Consider the following 18,403-nt stretch of genomic DNA (forward strand, 5'->3'; position numbering starts at 1 on the left):
GTTGGGGTCAGGCGGGTTTCTTTCCCGCGTCACGAGTGGGACTGCGCAGCTTGCCAGCCATTCCGTTCAGCCACAGACTGAAACACTTCCCTAGCCGCCCGGAGCCCGTTCGCGTGTCCCTCAAAGCCTTGCGCACCCTGGTTGCCATCGCCCGCCACGGCACCTTCGCCCGTGCCGCCGACCTGCTCAGCCTCACCCCTTCGGCCGTGAGCCTGCACATCAAGACCCTCGAGGACGAACTCAAGGTCGCACTGTTCGACCGCAGCCGCCGCCAGGTGGTATTGACCGAGGCCGGGCAACTGGCCGTTGCCCGGGCCGAACACATCCTCGGCGCCTACGACGAACTGGCCGACACCTTGGCCAGCGGCCCAAGCCTGCGTGGCCGGCTGCGCCTGGGGGCGATCCACACGGTCCTGGCGCGACGCCTGCCCAAGGCCCTGGTCTGGATCAAGGCGCACCACCCGGAACTGCACATCAGCGTCAACTCAGGGATGTCGGCGGAACTTGCCCGGCGGGTCGAAGACGGCGAGCTGGATGCAGCGATCACCACGGAACCGGTCAGCCCCTACCCGCAGAGCCTGGTTTTCACGCCCCTGTTCGAAGACCGTTTCTGGGCGATCGCCAGCCCCGACCTGACCGGCCAGAGCCTGCCACAGCTGTTGGCCAGCCAGCCGTTCCTGCGCTTCGACAAGCGTGCCTGGGCCGGGCGGCAGATCGAGCAGGAGCTTCGCCGCCAGCATTTGCAGGTCAGCGAACAAATGGAACTGGACAGTCAGGAGGCACTGGCGCGCATGGCGGTGATGGGGCTGGGGGTGGCGATCATTCCCATGGCCGATGACGACCTGCAACGCTTGTCGGCGGCCACCTGCCTGCCCTTTGGCGAGCCGCAGCTGGTGCGACGGGTGGTGTTGCTGGAACACCAGAAGAGTCAGCGGCGGCACCTGACTGCCGTGTTGAGGGCTGCCATGGACGCCTGAACGTACAGTTTTTCTCAACGGTCACTGCAGAAATCAACGTTTTTCCCAATCGATCGACCACGCTAACCTGTGCTCGTATCCGACCACGGACATCCCCCCATGCTCCACCTGCTGCTGACCACCCTGGTGCCTATCATTTTGCTGATTGCCCTGGGCACCTTCCTGCGTATCCGCGGCTTTCTTGGCGAGTCGTTCTGGCCGGGCGCTGAACGCCTGAGCTATTTCGTGCTGCTGCCGTCATTGTTCCTGCATGGCCTGGCCACGGCCAATCTCGATGGCGTGCCGGTGCTGGGCATGGTCGGCGTACTGATGCTTTCGACCCTGCTGGGGGCCGCGCTGCTGGTGATCTACCAAGGTGCGGTCAACCACGAGGGCGCTGACTTCACCTCGGTGTTCCAGGGCGGCGTGCGCTTCAACAACTACATCGGTGCCACCCTCGCCGCCGGCCTCTATGGCGGCGCCGGGATTGCCCTGGCGGCGGTGGCCAACGCCGCCATCGTACCCCTGGTCAATCTGCTTTGCGTGCTGGTGTTCGCCCGATTCAGCGCACGCCACAGCTCCCCGGCGACGGTGTTGCGGGCCATCTTTGCCAACCCTTTGATCGTCGGCTGCGCCGGCGGCCTGTTGCTGCGGGTCACCGGCCTCGGACTGCCGGCGGGCCTGGAACCCACCGTCAAGGCGCTGGGCCAGGCCGCCCTGCCCCTGGGCCTGCTGTGCGTGGGAGCGGCACTGGGTGGTGCCAGCCTGGGCCAGCAGGCGCGGCCACTGCTGGCAGCATCGGTCTTCAAGTTCCTGGTCATGCCGCTGACCACCTGGGGCCTGTGCCGCCTGCTGGGGCTGGGTGGCCAGGCGGCGGTGGTGGCCGTGCTGTTCCAGGCCTTGCCGACAGCCTCGTCGTCTTACGTGATGGCGCGGCAGATGGGCGGCAACGCACCGCTGATGGCCACCATCATCGCCTTGCAGACCGTGCTGGCCGCAGTCACCTTGCCATTGGTGCTCATGCTGGCGCTGAAGTGAAGCCGCTTGGCTAGACTGTGAATCAGCCCACACTTTGGATACGCGACCATGCGCCTCTACTGGACAGTGATCTGCCTGACTTTGCCCCTGCTCGCCAGCCCTTTGCATGCCGAGGAAAGTGCCAAGGCCGCCGTGGCCGAAGACAAGGCAGAGAAGCTGGAGAAAAAGGTGGTGGATGATGCCCCGCCACCCAAAAAGACAGAAACCATCACCCCTGCCGAGGTGCAGGCAGTAGACCCGGCAGGCCAGGCGCCGCTGGACGACAGCATCACCTGCCTGGCCCGCACCCTCTACTGGGAAGCCAAGGGCGCCGACGCCCAGGACATGAGCGCAGTGGCCAGCGTGGTGCTCAACCGCTTGGGCCAAGAAGGGTTTCCCGACACCATCTGCGGCGTGGTCAAGCAAGGCGTGGAGACCAAGTCCTGCCAATTTTCCTGGTGGTGTGACGGGCGTTCCGACCAGGTCGAGGAAGCGCAGCGCTACGATGTGGCCAAGGAAATTGCGCGCAAGGCCCTGAACCAGCAGCTCAAGGACTCGACGGGAGGCGCGCTGTATTTTCATGACCGCAATGTGCACCCGGACTGGGCCAAGGCCTATCGCAAGACGGCCGAAACCCGGCACTTCCTGTTCTACAAACCGAACCAGGCGCTGGCCCGCTGACACGCAATCGCACTTTTCTGGCGTTATCCGGTCTACTCCCTCTTTTGCCGCCCGCAAGTCTTTGCTGGCGTTTTCTTTGCTTTGCACGAGACCGGGCCAAAAGCCTCGCGCTTGTGTAGGATGAGCAGCGCATACCAAGACGCTGCCAGCCACAGGGAGATCCACATGCGCGTCCTGTCATCCGTTGCCGCCTTGTCGCTGGGCCTGATCATGTCGACCGGGGCCATGGCCGCCACCGGCGAAGAGGCGCAGCTGATCGAATCGATCAATGCCTACCGCAGCCAGGCCCAGCGCTGCGGTGACGAGGTGTCGGTGGAGCTGCCGCCGCTCAACAGCGATACCCGTCTGGCACTGTCGCCGGAAGGCACTCGCGACCTGCAACAGGCCATGAGCCGCGCCGCCTACCCCATGGTCAATGTCCAGGCCATCAGCCTGTCCGGCCCACGCGATGCCCGTGCGGCCATGCACGCCATCGAAGAGAGCTTCTGCCAGGTCGTGCTCGACCCGCAGTTTGTCGATATCGGCGTCAGCCAGGAAGGCCGCGACTGGCGTATCGTGCTCGCCCGGCCCTTGCTCAGCGGGCGCCTGGGCGATTGGCAAGCCGAGGGGCAAAAGGTGCTGCAGGCCATCAATGCCGCACGCAAGGCGCCCCGACAATGCGGTGGCCAGCCGTTCGCTGCAGCGCCTGCGCTGAGCTGGAGCACGGCGCTGGCAGGCGTGGCTGCCAGCCACACGCGGGCCATGGCCAACCAGAATTTCTTCGACCATATCGACAAGGACGGGCGTACGCCCGGTGACCGGGCGGAGCTGGCCGGCTACCTGTACCGGCAGATCGGCGAAGACATTGCCGCCGGGCGCGACACCGCGCAGAAGGTGGTGGATGGCTGGCTCGACAGCCCTGGCCACTGCGCCACCCTGATGAACCCGGATTTCCGCGAAATGGGTGCGGCCTATGCGGTCGACCCGAAGAGCGATGCGGGCATCTACTGGACCGGCCTGTTCGGCACGCCGCAATGAGCGCGACTCAGGTCCAGAACACACACGTGAACAGCTGAGGCGCACACCATGGCGTTGGATACCTGGCTCCTCTACCTGCTGGCGAGCATCGGCCTGTCGCTAACGCCCGGCCCGAACAGCCTGCTGGCCCTGACCCACGGCGCACTGTATGGTGCGCGCCGGACGCTGTTCACCATCGTTGGCGGGGTGTTCGGCTTCAGTGCGCTGATTGCCCTGGCGATGTTCGGGTTGACTGCGCTGCTGCAGACGTCAGCCTCGGTACTGATCGTGCTCAAGTGGGTCGGTGGCGCCTATCTGGTGTGGCTGGGCATCCAGCTGTGGCGCAGCCCTGGCTTGCAGCTGGAGGTGACCGAGCGCACTGCACGCCTGAGCAACCCGGGGATGTTCCGCCAAGGCCTGCTGTCGGCGCTTGCCAACCCCAAGGTCCTGTTGTTCTACGGCGCTTTCTTGCCGCAGTTCATCGAGCCCCAGCGTGGGTTGTTGCTGCAGTTCGTGATCATGGCGGCGACCTTTGCCAGCGTGGAATGCGTGGTCGAATACGTGCTGGCGCGCCTGGCCTTTCGTATCCGGCCGTGGCTGGCCAAGGGCGGCAAGGGGTTCAATCGCTGTTGCGCGAGCCTGTTCGCCCTGATTGGCGTCGCCTTGCCGCTGGGCCGGTAGTGCTCAAGCGCGCCGCGAAACCAGCAGGAAGACCAGCAGAGCCAAGCCGGGCAACGCGGCGCCCACCAGCGCCACACCGTGCCAGCCGTACTGGGCAAACACCGCGCTGGCCACCGCCGAACCCACTGCCCCGCCCAGGAAGATGCTGGTCATGTACAGCGCATTCAGCCGCCCGCGGCTGGCCGGGTCCAGGGCATAGACCTCACGCTGGCCGATGACCATGTTCATCTGCACGGCAAAATCCAGCAGCACCCCGGTCAGCCCCAGGCCGATCACGCTGTAGCCGGGTGTGGTCAAGCCCAGCATCAGCGCCAGGGGCGCCAGCACCAGGGCCAGCAACGAACCGGCACGGGCATGGCCAGCGTCGGCCAGGCGCCCAGCCATCGGTGCTGCGATGGCGCCGACCGCGCCAACCAGGGCGAACAACGCGATCTGGCTTTGGGACAGGCCATGCTCACTGGCCAGGGCCAACGGTACTGCGGTCCAGTAGAGGCTGAACGCCGCAAACATCAACGCCTGATACAGCGAGCGCTGACGCAGCACCGGGTATTGGCGCAACAGGGCGACCAGCGACAACATCAGCCCGGCATAACTGGCCTTGTGCTCAGGTACCCGGCGCGGCAGGGTCAACGCCAACAACAAGATGATTGCCAACATCAGGCCAGCGGCGCCGATGAACACCGTGCGCCAGCCAAAATGGTCGGCGACCAGGCTCGACAACGGCCGTGCCAGCAAAATGCCCAGCAGCAGGCCACCCATGATGTTGCCGACCACCCGCCCGCGCTCTTGCTCAGGCGCAAGGTGAGCGGCCAACGGAATGAGCATCTGCACAGCCACCGAACTGAAACCGATCAGCAAGGCATACATCAGGAACAGTTGCCCCTGCCCGCTGCTGCTGGTCCCAGCCAGCAACAGGCTGACGCAGGCCAGCACGGCAGTGGTGATCATCAACCGGCGGTTTTCCACCAGGTCGGCCAGTGGCACCAGCAACAAAAGGCCCAGCGCGTAGCCCAGTTGGGTCAACGACACGATCAGGCTGGCGCGCTCGGTAGACAGGCCCAGGTCCGGGGCGATCAGCCCAACGATGGGCTGTGCGTAATAGATATTGGCGACGATTGCGCCGCAGCAGAACGCCAGCAGCGCGACCAGGGCACGGCTCAGGCCGGCATGGGCTGGCTGGGCAGCAGCAAGGGAGGGATTCATGCGAGGTACCTCGGCATCGGGTTGGAATATGCCAGGCACCTTACCGAGCGCTTGCCTGCGAGAGAATCCAGCCCCGGCGCAACGAGGCTTTGCGCCAGGCGCAACGGTAGGGGTCAGGGCTTGAGCAGGCCTTCGCAAAAGCCGATGAATGCGTTGACCCGCCGTGAGCCGCGGTGGTTGGGCAAGTACAGGGCATTGATGCTGTCGTTGGCCGTGCCGGGGCTCGCCTGCCAGTCCGCAAACAGCCGCTGCAGGCGCCCGGCAGCGACGTCCTCGCGCACCAGCCAGTCGGCCAGCAAGGCAATGCCGCTGCCAGCCAGCGCCGCTTCGCGCAACAGGTCGGCGTTGGCACTGCGCAGCGGCCCGCTCACTTCCAGTTCCAGCACCTCGTCGGCGCGCTGCAGGCGCCAGGCGCGCGCCTTCTGCCCGTAGCGGAAACGCAGGCAGGCCTGCTGCAGCAGTTGCTCGGGGTGCAGCAACGCGTCACGCCTGGCCAGGTAGTCGGGGCTTGCCACCAGCCAGCGCTGAAAGCGGCCAAGTTGCCGGCACACCAGCTCGCCGTTTGGCGACGGGTCGCCGAGGCGAATGGACAGATCGTAGCGGCCGTCGAGCAGGTCATCGAGCCGGTCGCTCATGTCGATGTCCAGCTCCAGCGACGGGTGACGGGCGAGGAATGGCCCAAGGTGCGGTGCGATCACGCGTCGGCCGAACTCGACCGGCAGGCACAGGCGCAGCACACCGACCGGCTCATCGCCTCGGTCGGCGACGCTGGCGTCGGCCTCATCCAGCGCGTCGAAGATGTCCCTCGCCCTTGCGTAGTAACGTGCACCCGCTTCGGTCAGGCTGACCTGGCGTGTGGAGCGGTTGAGCAAGGTCGTGCCGAGCTCCGACTCCAGAGCATCGACCAGACGCGTCACCGACGAAGTAGCGACGCCGAGCCTGCGCGCAGCCGCAGAAAAGCCCTGGGCATCCACTGTTGCGGTAAACATCTTCATCGCCAGGAGCTTGTCCATAGCTACTCCAGTTTTCGAATTTCGGAACACTCCTACAATCGGCAAGGCGGGTCAAGAAGCGCACAACAGAGCGATCAGGTCCATAGTGGAAACACCTCCGTCAGTGCGAGAACATCCCATGCCCATTGCCAACCTGCTCAATGCCCTGCCCCATTGCGACCCTGCCGCAGCCGAGCGGGTCGATGAACTGCTGCAACGCCCTGGGCTGCGCATCGAGCGCATCGTCTCCTGCGGCCAGGCCAGCCCGCACGGCTTCTGGTACGACCAGGCCGAAAGCGAATGGATCCTGCTGTTGACCGGCAGAGCCGGGCTGCGCTTTGAGTGCGAGAACTACTCCCGCTTGCTGCTGCCGGGTGATTGCCTGGACATTCCGGCGCATTGCCGGCATCGGGTGGAATGGACTGCCCGAGGGCAACCGACCGTCTGGCTTGCCGTGTTTCATGGTATCGACACGCCATGGCCACCTCATTGAGATACCCCATCGCCTGTTGCAAACGTCCAGCCCTCGAAAATTTACAGGCGGGTTAAACGCCACGTTTACTGCAATTTTCAACGCGTGATCTACACTTTTAGCCACACCTTTGCAAGTTTGCCCCTGCGACAATCAGCCTCATTAAATTATGTACTAACTTGTTAATTAGCAAGCTAAGGGCTTAAACTGCGCTCATTCCACCTGCTGAGATCCCTGGCATGAACGAAACACCGCGCGCCTCTGGCGCCACAACTATCATCCTGGTCGGCTTGGGCGTGATCGTCGCCCTGCTCGGCCTGCTCCTGGCCGCTGGCGGCGTCAAGCTCGCCGGCCTGGGCGGTTCCTGGTACTTCCTGATCGGCGGCCTGGCCATGGCCATCGCCGGTGTTCTCATCGCTCGCCGCAAGCCGTCCGGCGCCTGGCTGTACGCGGCGTTTCTGGTCGGTACCGTGGTCTGGGCACTGATCGACGCCGGCCTGGTGTTCTGGCCACTGTTCTCGCGCCTGTTCATGTTCGGCGCAATCGGCATGGTGGTGGCGCTGGTCTACCCGATGCTCGCACGCGCCAATGGCGCCAGCGCCGGCCGTGGTGCATACGGCATCGCCGGTGTGCTGGCGGTGCTGCTGGTGATCGCCGCAGGCAACATGTTCGTCGCCCACCCAAGCGTTGCCCCCACCGGCAAAGGCCCGGGCATCACCCCGGTCGAGGCCGGCAAAGAGCAGAAGGACTGGGCCCACTACGGCAACACCGAAGGGGGCAGCCGCTTCGCCGCGCTGGACCAGTTCAACCGCGACAACGTCAACAAGCTCAAGGTGGCCTGGACCTACCACACCGGTGACGTCGCCATCAGTGACGGCAACGGCGCCGAAGACCAGCTGACCCCGCTGCAGATCGGCAACAAGGTGTTCATCTGCACCCCGCACAACAACCTGATCGCCCTCGATGCCGACACCGGCAAAGAGCTGTGGAAGAACGCGATCAACGCTCAGTCCAAGGTCTGGCAGCGTTGCCGTGGCATGGCCTACTTCGACGCCACCGCGGCGATCGCCCAGCCGACCCAGCCGAACAGTTCGCCGATCCCTGTCGGTAGCGTGCCGGCCGGTGCCAACTGCCAGCGTCGCCTGCTGACCAATACCATCGACGGCCGCCTGATCGCCGTTGACGCCGACAACGGCCAGTTCTGCCAAGGCTTCGGCAACAACGGCCAGGTCGACCTGAAGGCCGGCCTGGGTGACGTACCGGACTCCTACTACCAGCTGTCCTCCGCACCGTTGATGGCCGGTACCACCGTGGTGGTTGGCGGCCGTATCGCCGACAACGTCCAGACCGACATGCCAGGCGGCGTGATCCGCGGTTTCGACGTTATCACCGGGGAAATGCGCTGGGCCTTCGACCCGGGCAACCCGGAAGACCGCAAGGCGCCGGCCGATGGCCGCACCTATGTGCGCAGCACTCCGAACAGCTGGGCGCCGATGTCCTACGACCCGGCGATGAACACCGTGTTCCTGCCGATGGGCTCGTCGTCCACTGACATTTACGGGGTGGAGCGCAGCAAGCTGGACCACACCTACGGCGCTTCCGTACTGGCCCTGGACGCCACCACCGGCAACCAGAAGTGGGTATTCCAGACCGTGCACAACGACCTCTGGGACTTTGACCTGCCGATGCAGCCGAGCCTGATCGACTTCACCAAGGACGACGGCAAATCCGTGCCTGCGGTGGTGATCGGCACCAAGGCCGGGCAAATCTACGTGCTCGACCGCGCCACCGGCAAACCGCTGACCCAGGTCGACGAGGTACCGGTCAAGCCAAGCAACATCCCCAACGAGCCGTATTCCCCGACCCAGCCGAAATCGGTAGGCATGCCGCAGATCGGCGCGCAGACCCTGACCGAGTCGGACATGTGGGGTGCCACGCCGTACGACCAGCTGCTGTGCCGTATCGACTTCAAGAAGATGCGCTACGACGGCCTGTACACCGCGCCGGGTACTGACCTGTCGCTGAGCTTCCCGGGTTCGCTGGGCGGCATGAACTGGGGCAGCCTGTCCACCGACCCGGTGCATGGCTTCATCTTCGTCAACGACATGCGCCTGGGCCTGTGGATCCAGATGATCCCGTCGCAGAACAAGGGCGACGCAGCCTCCGGCGGTGAAGCACTGAACACCGGCATGGGCGCCGTACCGCTCAAGGGCACCCCATACGCAGTCAACAAGAACCGCTTCCTGTCGGTTGCCGGCATCCCGTGCCAGGCGCCGCCGTTCGGCACCCTGACCGCCATCGACATGAAGACCCGCCAGATCGCCTGGCAGGTACCGGTCGGCACCGTGGAAGACACCGGCCCCCTGGGCATCCGCATGCACCTGCCGATCAAGATCGGCCTGCCGACCCTCGGCGGCACCCTATCGACCCAAGGCGGCCTTGTGTTCATCGCTGGCACCCAGGACTTCTACCTGCGCGCCTACGACAGCAGCAACGGTAACGAAATCTGGAAAGCCCGCCTGCCGGTAGGCAGCCAGGGTGGCCCGATGACCTACGTTTCGCCGAAGACCGGCAAACAGTACGTGGTGATCACCGCTGGCGGTGCGCGCCAGTCGACTGATCGTGGCGACTACGTGATTTCTTACGCCCTGCCGTAAGACCGCATCGCTGCATTCGCGGGCAAGCCCGCTTGTATGGTTAGACTTGAAGGGGTGGTGGGACTAAATGCCCGATTCTGACTGTTAGCAGCAGTACAGACCGTGGGAGACATCGCCCCACCCCTTCCACCAAAGCGCCGATAAAGAATGCATCGTTTGCAAGCGACGATAGAAGCAAGCCAGCGCCTCTTGGTGAAACCCCTTCAAGCCGAAAAACCATAACGTGAGGAGCCGCCCATGGCAATGCAGGCAGGTAAGTTAATCGTGGGTGCGGATGTCGCGAAAGCTGAGCTGGTTATCCACCACGATGATCGCGATGAAATTATCAGACTGAAAAACTCCAAACCCGAAATCAAACGCTGGCTGAAACAGCAGCCCCTCAATACTGCAATTGCTGTTGAGGCGACCAATGTCTACCACCTGGACTTGGTTGAGCAGGCCCATAGCCTGGGTTTCGAGGTTTATGTCATTGATGGCTTTCAACTGAGCAACTACCGAAAAAGCGTTGGAGGCCGGGTTAAAACTGACCCTTCCGATGCTCGATTGCTGTCCCGTTTTCTGAAAAATGAAGGCGAGGACCTTCGCCCTTGGAGCCCCCCTCCAGCGGTCTACGGCAAGCTTCAAAGCCTTCTGCGACGCAGAGCCGCCCTGGTGACTGCTCGCACTGCGATGACCCAGAGCTGGGCTAACGAAAGCCTCTTGCAAGCCGCCTTCGAAACCTTTGTGAAATCAATAGATCGGCTGGACAAGTTGATCCAACAGAAGATCAAGGAAGTGTTGCGAGAAGCTGGGCTGCAGGAGCAAGTCGCTCGCTGTCAGGCAGTAGAGGGCATTGGTTTTCTCACCGCCGCAGCATTGGTGATGGCTTTTATGAGGGGCGAATTCAAAAGTAGCGACTCGTACATCGCCTTTTTGGGAATGGATTTACGGGTTAGTGATTCTGGACAGAAAAATGGACGGCGTCGTCTCACCAAGCGAGGTTGCTCAGAAATTCGTCGCCTATTGCATAACGCTGCGATGGCAGCCAGCAGATCGGCCGCTTGGAAAGGGCTTTATGAACAGCACCGGAAATCTGGTAAAGCAACAACTCAAGCTCTGGTAATCCTGGCTAGAAAGCTCGCGCGGGTGGCATTCGCCCTGATGAAAAATCAGGACGAATACGTCACCAAAGGTGGGAAACTGGCTTGCTGAAAACCATAGAATCTCCCACAGGTTCTGCGCTGATCCTGGTGAGAGCGGGCTTGTTCGCGAATGCCCCCCCAAAAACAACACGAGACACAGCAATGCCATCCGCAATCCGCATCACCCCAACCCTGCTTCTGGCCCTGGCCAGCACCGCAGCCCTGGCCGACGGCGACCTGCTCAACCGCAGCACCATGACTGGTGACTGGGGCGGCCTGCGTCACCAGCTCGAAGAAGACGGCGTCAAGATCACCGGCGACTACAGCGGCGAAACCGCGTACAACGCCAACGGCGGCCTGCACCGCTCGGCGCGCTACTCGCAGAACATCAAGCTCGGCGCACAGTTCGACCTGTCGAAACTGTACGGCCTGGAAAACGGCGGCAAGGTCCAACTGACCATCAACGACCGCCGCGGCAACAGCGCCTCGGAAGACCTGGTCGGCAACCGTTTGCCGATCCAGGAAAACTACGGCGGCCTGTACACCCGCCTGACCGAACTGAGCTATGAGCGCACCCTGTTCACCCCGGCGCTCAACGTCAAGCTCGGCTACATGGCCATGGGCAACGACCTCGGCGGCCTCGACAGCGGCATCCTGTGCAACTTCATGAACGCCGGCTTCTGTGGCCACCCGCTGAACATGTCCGGTGGCAGCGGCTGGACCAACTACCCCAACGCCCACCTCGGCGTGCGCGTGAAGTACGACCTGTCGCCGTCCTGGCAGCTGCGCGTTGCGGCGTTCAACGTCGACCCGGAAAGCAACGGCAACTCCAGCCGCGCCTGGCACCTGGGGCCCAAGCACACCACCGGTACCGTGGTGCCGGTGGAGCTGGTGTACAAGCTGCAGGGCGAACTGCCGGGCGAGTACAAGCTGGGCTACTACTACGACAGCTCCGACGTGAAGCGCGTCGACAGCAGCAAGGAAGTGCCCGGTCGTGGTGGCCACTACCTGCTGGTCGACCAGGCCGTGTGGAACGACGCCGGCTCGCCGGGCCGCAGCCTGCACGCCTTCGGCCAGTACTCGGCAGCGAGCGAGGCCGCCTCGCCATTCACCAAGTGGTATGGCGCCGGTGTGGTGCTGTACAAGCCGTTCGAAGGCCGCCCGCGCGACACCCTGGCCCTGGGCTATGGCCGCGCCGTGCCGAATCCGCGTAGCCGCGATGTGCTGGAAGACGCCGCATTCAACGCCGGGCAGCAATTCCCCAATATCGACAACGCCGAGCAACTGATCGAACTGAGCTATGGCTACCAGGCAACGCCGTGGCTGAACCTGCGCCCGGATGTGCAGTACATCATCGAGCCGGGGGCGTTCTCGGGCAAAGACATCGACAATGCGCTGGTAGTTGGCCTGCAGGTCAAGGCGACCTTCTAGAATCGCCGGGGCCGCTCTGCGGCCCATTCGCGGATAAATCCGCTCCTACGGGGCCCGGGCCATGCTTCGTACTGTAGGAGCGGATTTATCCGCGAAGAAGCCAATACCGTCATTCCTGCCTGAGATAATCCACCAACCTCAACAACATCGCATCACAACCCTCAAGCTGTTCGACACTGACGAACTCATCCGCCTTGTGCCCTTGGTCCATGCTGCCCGGCCCACACACCACGGTCGGTATCCCCGCCTGGTCGAACAGCCCACCCTCGGTGCCGAACGCCACGGTACCGAAATCCTCCGAGCCACTGAGCAATGCCACCAAGCGCGCGGCCTCGCTGTCGGGCGGCGTGGCCAGCCCCGGATACGCACTCAACAGTTGCAGGCGGATTGCACTGCCCGCGTTGACCTTGCGCATGCGTGGCAGCAACTCGGCCTCGGCGTAGGTCTGCAGCTGGTCGGCCACTGCCTGTGCTTCAAACCCCGGCAGCGCGCGCACCTCGAAATCGAACGCACACTCCTCCGGCACAATGTTCAGCGCCCTGCCCCCTTTGATCACCCCTGTCTGCACCGTGGAGAACGGCGGGTCGAAGCGCCCGTCGTGATGCGCCGGCAGCGCCAGGGCATCACCGATTTCGCCCAGCTTGCCGATCAGCTTGGCAGCGTACTCGATGGCATTCACCCCGTAAGGTGCGTACGCCGAGTGACACGCCGCGCCATGCACCTCACAGCGCATCGCCAACTTGCCCTTGTGGCCCAGCACCGGCTTCAGCTCGGTAGGCTCACCGATCAGGCACAGCCGTGGCTTGATCGGGCGATTTCCCAGTGCGGCCAGCATCGAGCGCACGCCCAGGCAACCGACTTCCTCATCATAGGAAAACGCCAGGTGCACCGGCATGCGCAGCGGCTGCGCCAGGAACCTTGGCACGGCCGCCAGCACCGAGGCGATGAAACCTTTCATGTCAGCGGTCCCACGACCGTACAGGCGCCCGTCACGTTCAGTGAGGTTGAAGGCCGGCAGCGTCCAGGCCTGGCCGTCCACCGGCACCACATCGGTGTGGCCGGATAACACGATACCGCCGACATCCGCGGGGCCGATGCTGGCGAACAGGTTGGCCTTGGTGCCTTCCGGGTTATGGAACAGCTCGCACGCCACCCCCTGCCCGGCCAGGTAGTCACGGATGAACGCGATCAGTTCGAGGTTGGAGTCGCGACTGACCGTAGCAAAGCCGATCAGCCGTTCCAGCAAGGCGCGGCTGCTGACTTCACTCATCGCCCGGCACCCCGTAGCTGGGGGCGGCGGTCGGGTCGAGGGCGCGGGTGACGTAGTCCTGCATCTGTGGGCGGTACGCCTGCCACAGGCCGTCGAGCACACCGATCGGGTCCTCATCGGCCCAGTCCACGCGCAGGTCCACCAGCGGCCAGGTCAATTCGCCAGCAATCTTCAGCGCCGCCGAATGCACCGGGCCGGCTTCACCCCCCGCCGCCATCGCCGCATGCATCGCTGCCAACAGGCGGTCGGCCAGATGCCCGCCTGCCTGTTCAAAGGCCTGCACCATGGCATCGATCACCTGGCGCGAAGACAGCAGGTTGCCAGCGGCCGCGCACTGTTCACCGGCCACAGCGTCATGCACGCCCAACGCTTCCTTGCCGGTGAACAGTGCCACCTGGCCTTGGCTGTCGATCACCGTGACCTGGCGATACTCGCTCCAGCCATTGGCGCTCAACACCCGGTCCAGTGCGGCGGCAGGAGGCAGCTGTCCCTGCTCCAGGGCATCGAGGATTTGCGGGCCGAGGGCCGGCAAGGTGATGTTCTGGGTGGACACGGCACCGACGCCTGCCCGTACCCATGGGCAGCGGGCGCCGACGGCGATACTCGACGAACTGATGGCGATACCGACCTGGCCGGTTTCCTGGCAGCGACCGATGATGGAGAAAGTCATGGTGGAGCTCCTGTTGTTCTGTGCGATGCCCGGCATTCTGGGCGGAACCTTCAGGGCCACGAAACCAACATTTTCCTGTGCCTTGAACAGGAAAAAACTAAGGCCGGCCAACACCGCTCGCAAAGCCCGCAGCCCCCTGGCCGAGCCCAGGCAAAACGCGGCCTTCGCCGTTTTATCGGCAAGCCCCAGCTAAATACTATTTTCGCGATTTTCCAGGCATCCCTAGTCTGGCCCCAGGCAACGGCGGTCCTCCAAACCGACCTGACAAAAACCGCCTTAACAAGGGCTCGGACATGACACTGAACAACATCGAAATCGACACCCTCGTGGTTGGCGCCGGCCAGGCCGGCGTGGCCATGAGTGAACACCTGAGCAAGCTTGGCGTGCCGCACCTGGTGCTGGAACGCAAGCGCATCGCCGAGGCCTGGCGCACCGGCCGCTGGGATTCCCTGGTAGCCAACGGCCCGGTCTGGCACGACCGCTTCCCGGGGCTGGAATTCAACCTCGACGCTGATGCCTTCGCCGGCAAGGACCAGGTCGCCGACTACTTCGAGCAGTACGTACGCAAATACAACCTGCCGGTACGCACCGGCATCGAAGTCAAGAAGGTGGTACGCAACGCCGACCGCCCTGGCTTCACCATCGAGACCAACGAAGGCGTGATCCGCGCCAACCGCGTGGTGGCCGCCACTGGCCCGTTCCAGAAACCGGTGATCCCGGCGATCGCCCCGAAAGATGCCAACCTGCACCAGATCCACTCCGCCGCCTACTACAATCCCGGGCAGCTGCCTGACGGCGCCGTGCTGGTGGTGGGTGCTGGTTCCTCCGGCGTGCAGATTGCCGAAGAGCTGATGCGTGCCGGGCGCCAGGTATACCTGTCGGTCGGTGCCCACGACCGCCCGCCGCGATCCTACCGCAACCGCGACTTCTGCTGGTGGCTGGGTGTGCTCGGCGAATGGGACGCGGAAATCGCCAAGCCGGGCCGCGAGCATGTGACCATCGCCGTCAGCGGCGCCCGTGGCGGCCACACCGTGGACTTCCGCGCCCTCGCTCACCAAGGGATGACCCTGGTCGGCCTGACCCAGTCGTTCGAAAACGGCGTGGCCCACTTCCAGGACAACCTGGTCGATAACATCAACCGCGGCGACGAGAACTACCTGGCCCTGCTGGATGCCGCCGATGCCTACATCGAGCGCAACGGCCTGGACCTGCCGCAAGAGCCTGAAGCACGCAAGCGCCTGGCTGACCCGCAATGCATGGTCAACCCGCTGCAGCAACTGGACCTGGCCCAGGCCGGCGTCACCAGCATCATCTGGGCCACCGGCTACGGCGTCGACTTCAGCTGGTTGCAGGTCGACACCTTCGACGCCAACGGCAAGCCCCAGCACCAGCGCGGCGTGGCCCGCGAGCCGGGTGTGTACTTCCTGGGCCTGCCCTGGCTGTCGCGCCGCGGCTCGTCGTTCATCTGGGGCGTGTGGCATGACGCCAAGCACGTCGCCGGCCACATCGCCACGCAGCGCACCTACCTGGCCTACCGCGACCGCGAGCAGCGCGAAGCGGATGGCCAAGCAAACCCGATCAGCAATGTCAGCAGCTTTGGAGCCCACTGATGCCTACCCATACTCGCATCCGCATGTTCAACACCAAGGAAACCTACCCCAACCAGACCCTGGATAACGACCTGTGCCAGGCCGTGCGGGCCGGTAACACCATCTATGTACGCGGCCAGGTCGGTACCGACTTCGAAGGCAAGCTGGTGGGCCTGGGTGACCCTCGGGCGCAGACCGAGCAGGCGATGAAGAACGTCAAGCAGCTGCTCGAAGAGGCGGGTTCCGACCTGTCGCACATCGTCAAGACCACCACCTACATCACCGACCCACGCTTCCGCGAGCCGGTGTACAAGGAAGTGGGGAAATGGCTCAAGGGCGTGTTCCCGATTTCCACCGGGCTGGTGGTCGCCGGCTTGGCTCAGGCCGAGTGGCTGATGGAAATCGACGTGATTGCGGTGGTGCCGGATCAGCAGTGATCCGTTTGAGATCGCTGGGGCCGCTTCGCGGCCCCGGATATTCAGAACCTGGCCAATTCTTCGCGGCAGAACTCGACGAACAACTGCGCGGGTTTAGTCAGCTGCACCCGCTTCAGGTGCGCAGCCGCCAGCCCCGACAACGCCACCGGCTCGGCGATGTCGATCGTCACCAGCTTTTGCCCGTCATAAGTGCATTCCGAATGCGGCCGGGTCACCAGCAGCGAAAACCCGAAGCCCTGCCCCACCATCCCGCGCACCATCTCGATCGACGGCGAACTGAAGACGATGTTCGGTGTCAGGCCCATTTCATTGAACAGGCTGACGAAGTAGGTCCGGCTAGGCGCCACGTCCAGCAGGATCATCGGCTCCGGACACAGGTCGCGCAGCGACACCTGCGCCTGGCCGGCGAAGCGGTGCTTCTCGGGCAGCAGCACGTATGGCTTCTGTGGCGGCATCAAGGGTTCGGCTTCAATGGTGCCGTCCAGGTCGTGGTCATACAGAAACGCCAGGTCGAAGGTACCCGCAGTCAGGCCCTGGATCAGGTCTTGTTGCTCGCCGTCGCGCAGGCGGATGTCCACGCCCGGATAGCGCTCGCGAAATCCGGCGATCAGCCGCGGCAGATACAGCGGCGCCACGGTTTCGAAACAACCGATGTCGATCTGACCGGCCACGGTGTCGTTGTCGGCCAGGGCGTTCTGCTCGAACTCGTGAGCCATCTGCAACAACGACTTGGTCTTGGCGTAGAAACGCTTGCCACTTGGCGTCAGCGAGACGCCCTGGGCGTGGTGGCGGATGAACAGTTGCACACCAAAGCTTTCTTCCAGGCTCTTGATCGCCGTGGAGATCGACGGCTGGGCGATGTACAGCTGCCGCGAGGCCTCGGCGACGCTGCCGGCCTCGACGGTGGTGACGAAGTATTTGAGTTGTCGCAGGGTGTAGGAAGCCACAGGCACCTCGTTGGCGCCGCTCGCGGGCGCCTTGGAATTTTCCTGTCACTTTACCTTGTGGCCTGGTTCAGCGGGCTGCTGGGTGATGAAGGATTTGCCTAAGGCTTGAACATACTTTTTGTGTTACCAGCGCCGGCCGGACATTGGTACCAAGCTGTCAGTGCCCCGTACCTGCCGTCAGGGATGTTGCCAGCTAACACTGGCATGATCGCTAGCCGTGTTTTCTGCTTGAACGAAGCTGCCATGCTGCGGGGGTATGTTCTGGTCCGTGTAAGCAAGGGCTTGCTGAGTGAAGACCTGCTTCTGATTGTCGAAGGTCAGATCATGCCTGGCGACATTTCTGCCCCAATCTTCGGAGGGCAGTGACAGGTAACTGATCTTGTAGACCGAATCGGTCGACTGCCCCACGATCACGTATACACCATAGTGATCTTCGCCAGGCGACACGATCTTGTAGATACCATTGTCGTAGTAGTAGATGCTCGCCAGCTCGAACGGCTTTTCGCTGTACATCACCTCGTACTTCAAATGATGAACCATGGTAGGGGAGCCAACAGGGACCTTGATCGGCTCAGCAGTGGCTGCTTGAGTGATCGCCGGGATGCTGATGGCAGTAGCAACGAGCATGGATTTGAGCGTCATGTCTGTTCCTCTTACGCGTGTTAAGGAACCACACGATAGTTGCATACGCAGGGGGGAAAAGTGGTTTGACGCAGTTAGGGAGCAGCCTTACATAAATCAACGAAAGGTATTACAAATTTGACGCAGCGTAGAGGCGCTTCAATGCTCAAGGCTGGTGAAACAGGCCAGAACGTCTTTACTGGTAGGTAACGACCCGCAGGTACGGTGTACGCCTATGAAGATCGTTGTCACCAGCATCCTCGTCGACGACCAGGCCAAGGCCTTGGCTTTCTACCATTACATACTGGGCTTCGAGCCCAGGCACGACATCCCCATGGGCCAGCATCGCTGGCTGACGCTGACCTCACCCAATGACCCGAATGGTGTCGAGCTGCTGCTGGAGCCCGATGCGCACCCCGCCGCCAAGCTCTACAAGCAAGCGCTGAAACAGGACGGCATTGCAGCCGCCACTTTCGGCGTGCGCGACATCCAGGCCGAGTATGCCCGGTTGTGCAAGGCCAACGTGAAGTTCACCAAGGAGCCCACCGACTTGGGCCCGGTCACTGTCGCGGTGTTCGACGATACCTGCGGCAACCTGATCCAGATCGCTCAGAAACACTGAGCGGCGCCCATGGCAGCCGATGCTGCCATTGGCTACATTG

General features: G+C 63.4%; 17 protein-coding genes and 1 pseudogene. 12 read left to right on the top strand and 6 right to left on the bottom strand.

What is annotated here, in order from left to right:
* The first annotated feature begins 113 nt into the window (after positions 1-113).
* The 5 genes from ACTORR_RS02265 to ACTORR_RS02285 all read left to right on the top strand — a co-directional run bounded on the left by ACTORR_RS02265 (position 114) and on the right by ACTORR_RS02285 (position 4,331).
* The gene (locus tag ACTORR_RS02265; protein WP_313364468.1) at positions 114-977 is read left to right on the top strand and encodes a LysR family transcriptional regulator; all 864 of its coding nucleotides are present in this window, start codon (positions 114-116) and stop codon (positions 975-977) included.
* Between the two features lie 99 nt (positions 978-1,076).
* Positions 1,077-1,994 (top strand): AEC family transporter, encoded by a 918-nt coding sequence (locus ACTORR_RS02270; RefSeq protein WP_441343527.1) that lies wholly within the window; start codon positions 1,077-1,079, stop codon positions 1,992-1,994.
* Between the two features lie 48 nt (positions 1,995-2,042).
* Positions 2,043-2,654, top strand: coding sequence for a cell wall hydrolase (locus ACTORR_RS02275; RefSeq protein ID WP_099813617.1), 612 nt, complete (start codon positions 2,043-2,045; stop codon positions 2,652-2,654).
* A 165-nt stretch (positions 2,655-2,819) separates the two neighbouring features.
* Positions 2,820-3,671, top strand: a complete 852-nt coding sequence (locus tag ACTORR_RS02280; protein WP_054887682.1) for a CAP domain-containing protein — start codon at positions 2,820-2,822, stop codon at positions 3,669-3,671.
* Positions 3,672-3,719: 48 nt separating this feature from the next.
* Positions 3,720-4,331, top strand: a complete 612-nt coding sequence (locus ACTORR_RS02285; protein WP_054887683.1) for a LysE family translocator — start codon at positions 3,720-3,722, stop codon at positions 4,329-4,331.
* 3 nt (positions 4,332-4,334) lie between these two features.
* Here ACTORR_RS02285 and ACTORR_RS02290 read toward each other — a convergent pair whose 3' ends face one another.
* Both ACTORR_RS02290 and ACTORR_RS02295 read right to left on the bottom strand, forming a co-directional pair.
* Positions 4,335-5,534, bottom strand: a complete 1,200-nt coding sequence (locus tag ACTORR_RS02290; RefSeq protein WP_054887684.1) for an MFS transporter — start codon at positions 5,532-5,534, stop codon at positions 4,335-4,337.
* 113 nt (positions 5,535-5,647) lie between these two features.
* Positions 5,648-6,547, bottom strand: a complete 900-nt coding sequence (locus tag ACTORR_RS02295; protein ID WP_054887685.1) for a LysR family transcriptional regulator — start codon at positions 6,545-6,547, stop codon at positions 5,648-5,650.
* Between the two features lie 118 nt (positions 6,548-6,665).
* Between ACTORR_RS02295 and ACTORR_RS02300 the strand changes: the two genes are divergently transcribed.
* The 4 genes from ACTORR_RS02300 to ACTORR_RS02315 all read left to right on the top strand — a co-directional run bounded on the left by ACTORR_RS02300 (position 6,666) and on the right by ACTORR_RS02315 (position 12,207).
* Positions 6,666-7,019 carry a hypothetical protein gene (locus ACTORR_RS02300; protein ID WP_054887686.1) on the top strand — a complete coding sequence of 118 codons (354 nt, stop codon included), beginning with the start codon at positions 6,666-6,668 and terminating at the stop codon, positions 7,017-7,019.
* A gap of 218 nt (positions 7,020-7,237) precedes the next feature.
* Positions 7,238-9,655 (top strand): glucose/quinate/shikimate family membrane-bound PQQ-dependent dehydrogenase, encoded by a 2,418-nt coding sequence (locus tag ACTORR_RS02305; RefSeq protein ID WP_441343528.1) that lies wholly within the window; start codon positions 7,238-7,240, stop codon positions 9,653-9,655.
* A gap of 237 nt (positions 9,656-9,892) precedes the next feature.
* Positions 9,893-10,846 (top strand): IS110 family transposase, encoded by a 954-nt coding sequence (locus ACTORR_RS02310; RefSeq protein WP_212632438.1) that lies wholly within the window; start codon positions 9,893-9,895, stop codon positions 10,844-10,846.
* A 92-nt stretch (positions 10,847-10,938) separates the two neighbouring features.
* Positions 10,939-12,207, top strand: coding sequence for a carbohydrate porin (locus tag ACTORR_RS02315; RefSeq protein ID WP_313364465.1), 1,269 nt, complete (start codon positions 10,939-10,941; stop codon positions 12,205-12,207).
* A gap of 109 nt (positions 12,208-12,316) precedes the next feature.
* On the opposite strand, the gene argE is transcribed toward ACTORR_RS02315, so the two are convergent.
* Together argE and ACTORR_RS02325 are read right to left on the bottom strand one after the other, a co-directional pair.
* Entirely contained in the window at positions 12,317-13,477 is a 1,161-nt protein-coding gene (gene argE / locus ACTORR_RS02320; RefSeq protein ID WP_313364464.1) for an acetylornithine deacetylase, read from the bottom strand.
* On the bottom strand, positions 13,470-14,147 hold the full coding sequence (locus ACTORR_RS02325; protein WP_054887690.1) for a DUF1028 domain-containing protein: 678 nt from the start codon (positions 14,145-14,147) through the stop codon (positions 13,470-13,472). Before ACTORR_RS02325 ends, argE begins: the two co-directional genes overlap by 8 nt.
* Positions 14,148-14,354: 207 nt before the next feature.
* Here ACTORR_RS02325 and ACTORR_RS02330 point away from each other — a divergent pair.
* Positions 14,355-15,757, top strand: a pseudogene (locus tag ACTORR_RS02330) (flavin-containing monooxygenase).
* Positions 15,757-16,173 carry a RidA family protein gene (locus ACTORR_RS02335; RefSeq protein ID WP_014590706.1) on the top strand — a complete coding sequence of 139 codons (417 nt, stop codon included), beginning with the start codon at positions 15,757-15,759 and terminating at the stop codon, positions 16,171-16,173. Before ACTORR_RS02330 ends, ACTORR_RS02335 begins: the two are co-directional and overlap by 1 nt.
* 41 nt (positions 16,174-16,214) lie before the next feature.
* Here the strand turns inward: ACTORR_RS02335 and ACTORR_RS02340 are convergent, their stop codons facing one another.
* Both ACTORR_RS02340 and ACTORR_RS02345 read right to left on the bottom strand, forming a co-directional pair.
* Entirely contained in the window at positions 16,215-17,120 is a 906-nt protein-coding gene (locus tag ACTORR_RS02340) for a LysR family transcriptional regulator (RefSeq protein ID WP_054887693.1), read from the bottom strand.
* Between the two features lie 177 nt (positions 17,121-17,297).
* On the bottom strand, positions 17,298-17,762 hold the full coding sequence (locus ACTORR_RS02345) for a hypothetical protein (protein ID WP_054887694.1): 465 nt from the start codon (positions 17,760-17,762) through the stop codon (positions 17,298-17,300).
* A 214-nt stretch (positions 17,763-17,976) separates the two neighbouring features.
* On the opposite strand from ACTORR_RS02345, the gene ACTORR_RS02350 reads away from it, so the two are divergent.
* On the top strand, positions 17,977-18,363 hold the full coding sequence (locus tag ACTORR_RS02350) for a VOC family protein (protein WP_054887695.1): 387 nt from the start codon (positions 17,977-17,979) through the stop codon (positions 18,361-18,363).
* Positions 18,364-18,403 lie beyond the last annotated feature (40 nt).

The organism is Pseudomonas sp. SAR267, assembly GCF_052077595.1.
GTDB lineage: Bacteria > Pseudomonadota > Gammaproteobacteria > Pseudomonadales > Pseudomonadaceae > Aquipseudomonas > Aquipseudomonas vlassakiae.

Bases quoted from the DNA above. Each gene is read 5' to 3' on its own strand.
- ACTORR_RS02275 (WP_099813617.1), top strand. From the start codon at position 2,043: ATGCGCCTCTACTGGACAGTGATCTGCCTGACTTTGCCCCTGCTCGCC.
- ACTORR_RS02270 (WP_441343527.1), top strand. From the start codon at position 1,077: ATGCTCCACCTGCTGCTGACCACCCTGGTGCCTATCATTTTGCTGATT.
- ACTORR_RS02335 (WP_014590706.1), top strand. From the start codon at position 15,757: ATGCCTACCCATACTCGCATCCGCATGTTCAACACCAAGGAAACCTAC.
- ACTORR_RS02285 (WP_054887683.1), top strand. From the start codon at position 3,720: ATGGCGTTGGATACCTGGCTCCTCTACCTGCTGGCGAGCATCGGCCTG.
- ACTORR_RS02345 (WP_054887694.1), bottom strand. From the start codon at position 17,762: ATGACGCTCAAATCCATGCTCGTTGCTACTGCCATCAGCATCCCGGCG.
- ACTORR_RS02310 (WP_212632438.1), top strand. From the start codon at position 9,893: ATGGCAATGCAGGCAGGTAAGTTAATCGTGGGTGCGGATGTCGCGAAA.
- ACTORR_RS02325 (WP_054887690.1), bottom strand. From the start codon at position 14,147: ATGACTTTCTCCATCATCGGTCGCTGCCAGGAAACCGGCCAGGTCGGT.
- ACTORR_RS02305 (WP_441343528.1), top strand. From the start codon at position 7,238: ATGAACGAAACACCGCGCGCCTCTGGCGCCACAACTATCATCCTGGTC.
- ACTORR_RS02350 (WP_054887695.1), top strand. From the start codon at position 17,977: ATGAAGATCGTTGTCACCAGCATCCTCGTCGACGACCAGGCCAAGGCC.
- argE (WP_313364464.1), bottom strand. From the start codon at position 13,477: ATGAGTGAAGTCAGCAGCCGCGCCTTGCTGGAACGGCTGATCGGCTTT.
- ACTORR_RS02295 (WP_054887685.1), bottom strand. From the start codon at position 6,547: ATGGACAAGCTCCTGGCGATGAAGATGTTTACCGCAACAGTGGATGCC.
- ACTORR_RS02300 (WP_054887686.1), top strand. From the start codon at position 6,666: ATGCCCATTGCCAACCTGCTCAATGCCCTGCCCCATTGCGACCCTGCC.
- ACTORR_RS02280 (WP_054887682.1), top strand. From the start codon at position 2,820: ATGCGCGTCCTGTCATCCGTTGCCGCCTTGTCGCTGGGCCTGATCATG.
- ACTORR_RS02290 (WP_054887684.1), bottom strand. From the start codon at position 5,534: ATGAATCCCTCCCTTGCTGCTGCCCAGCCAGCCCATGCCGGCCTGAGC.
- ACTORR_RS02315 (WP_313364465.1), top strand. From the start codon at position 10,939: ATGCCATCCGCAATCCGCATCACCCCAACCCTGCTTCTGGCCCTGGCC.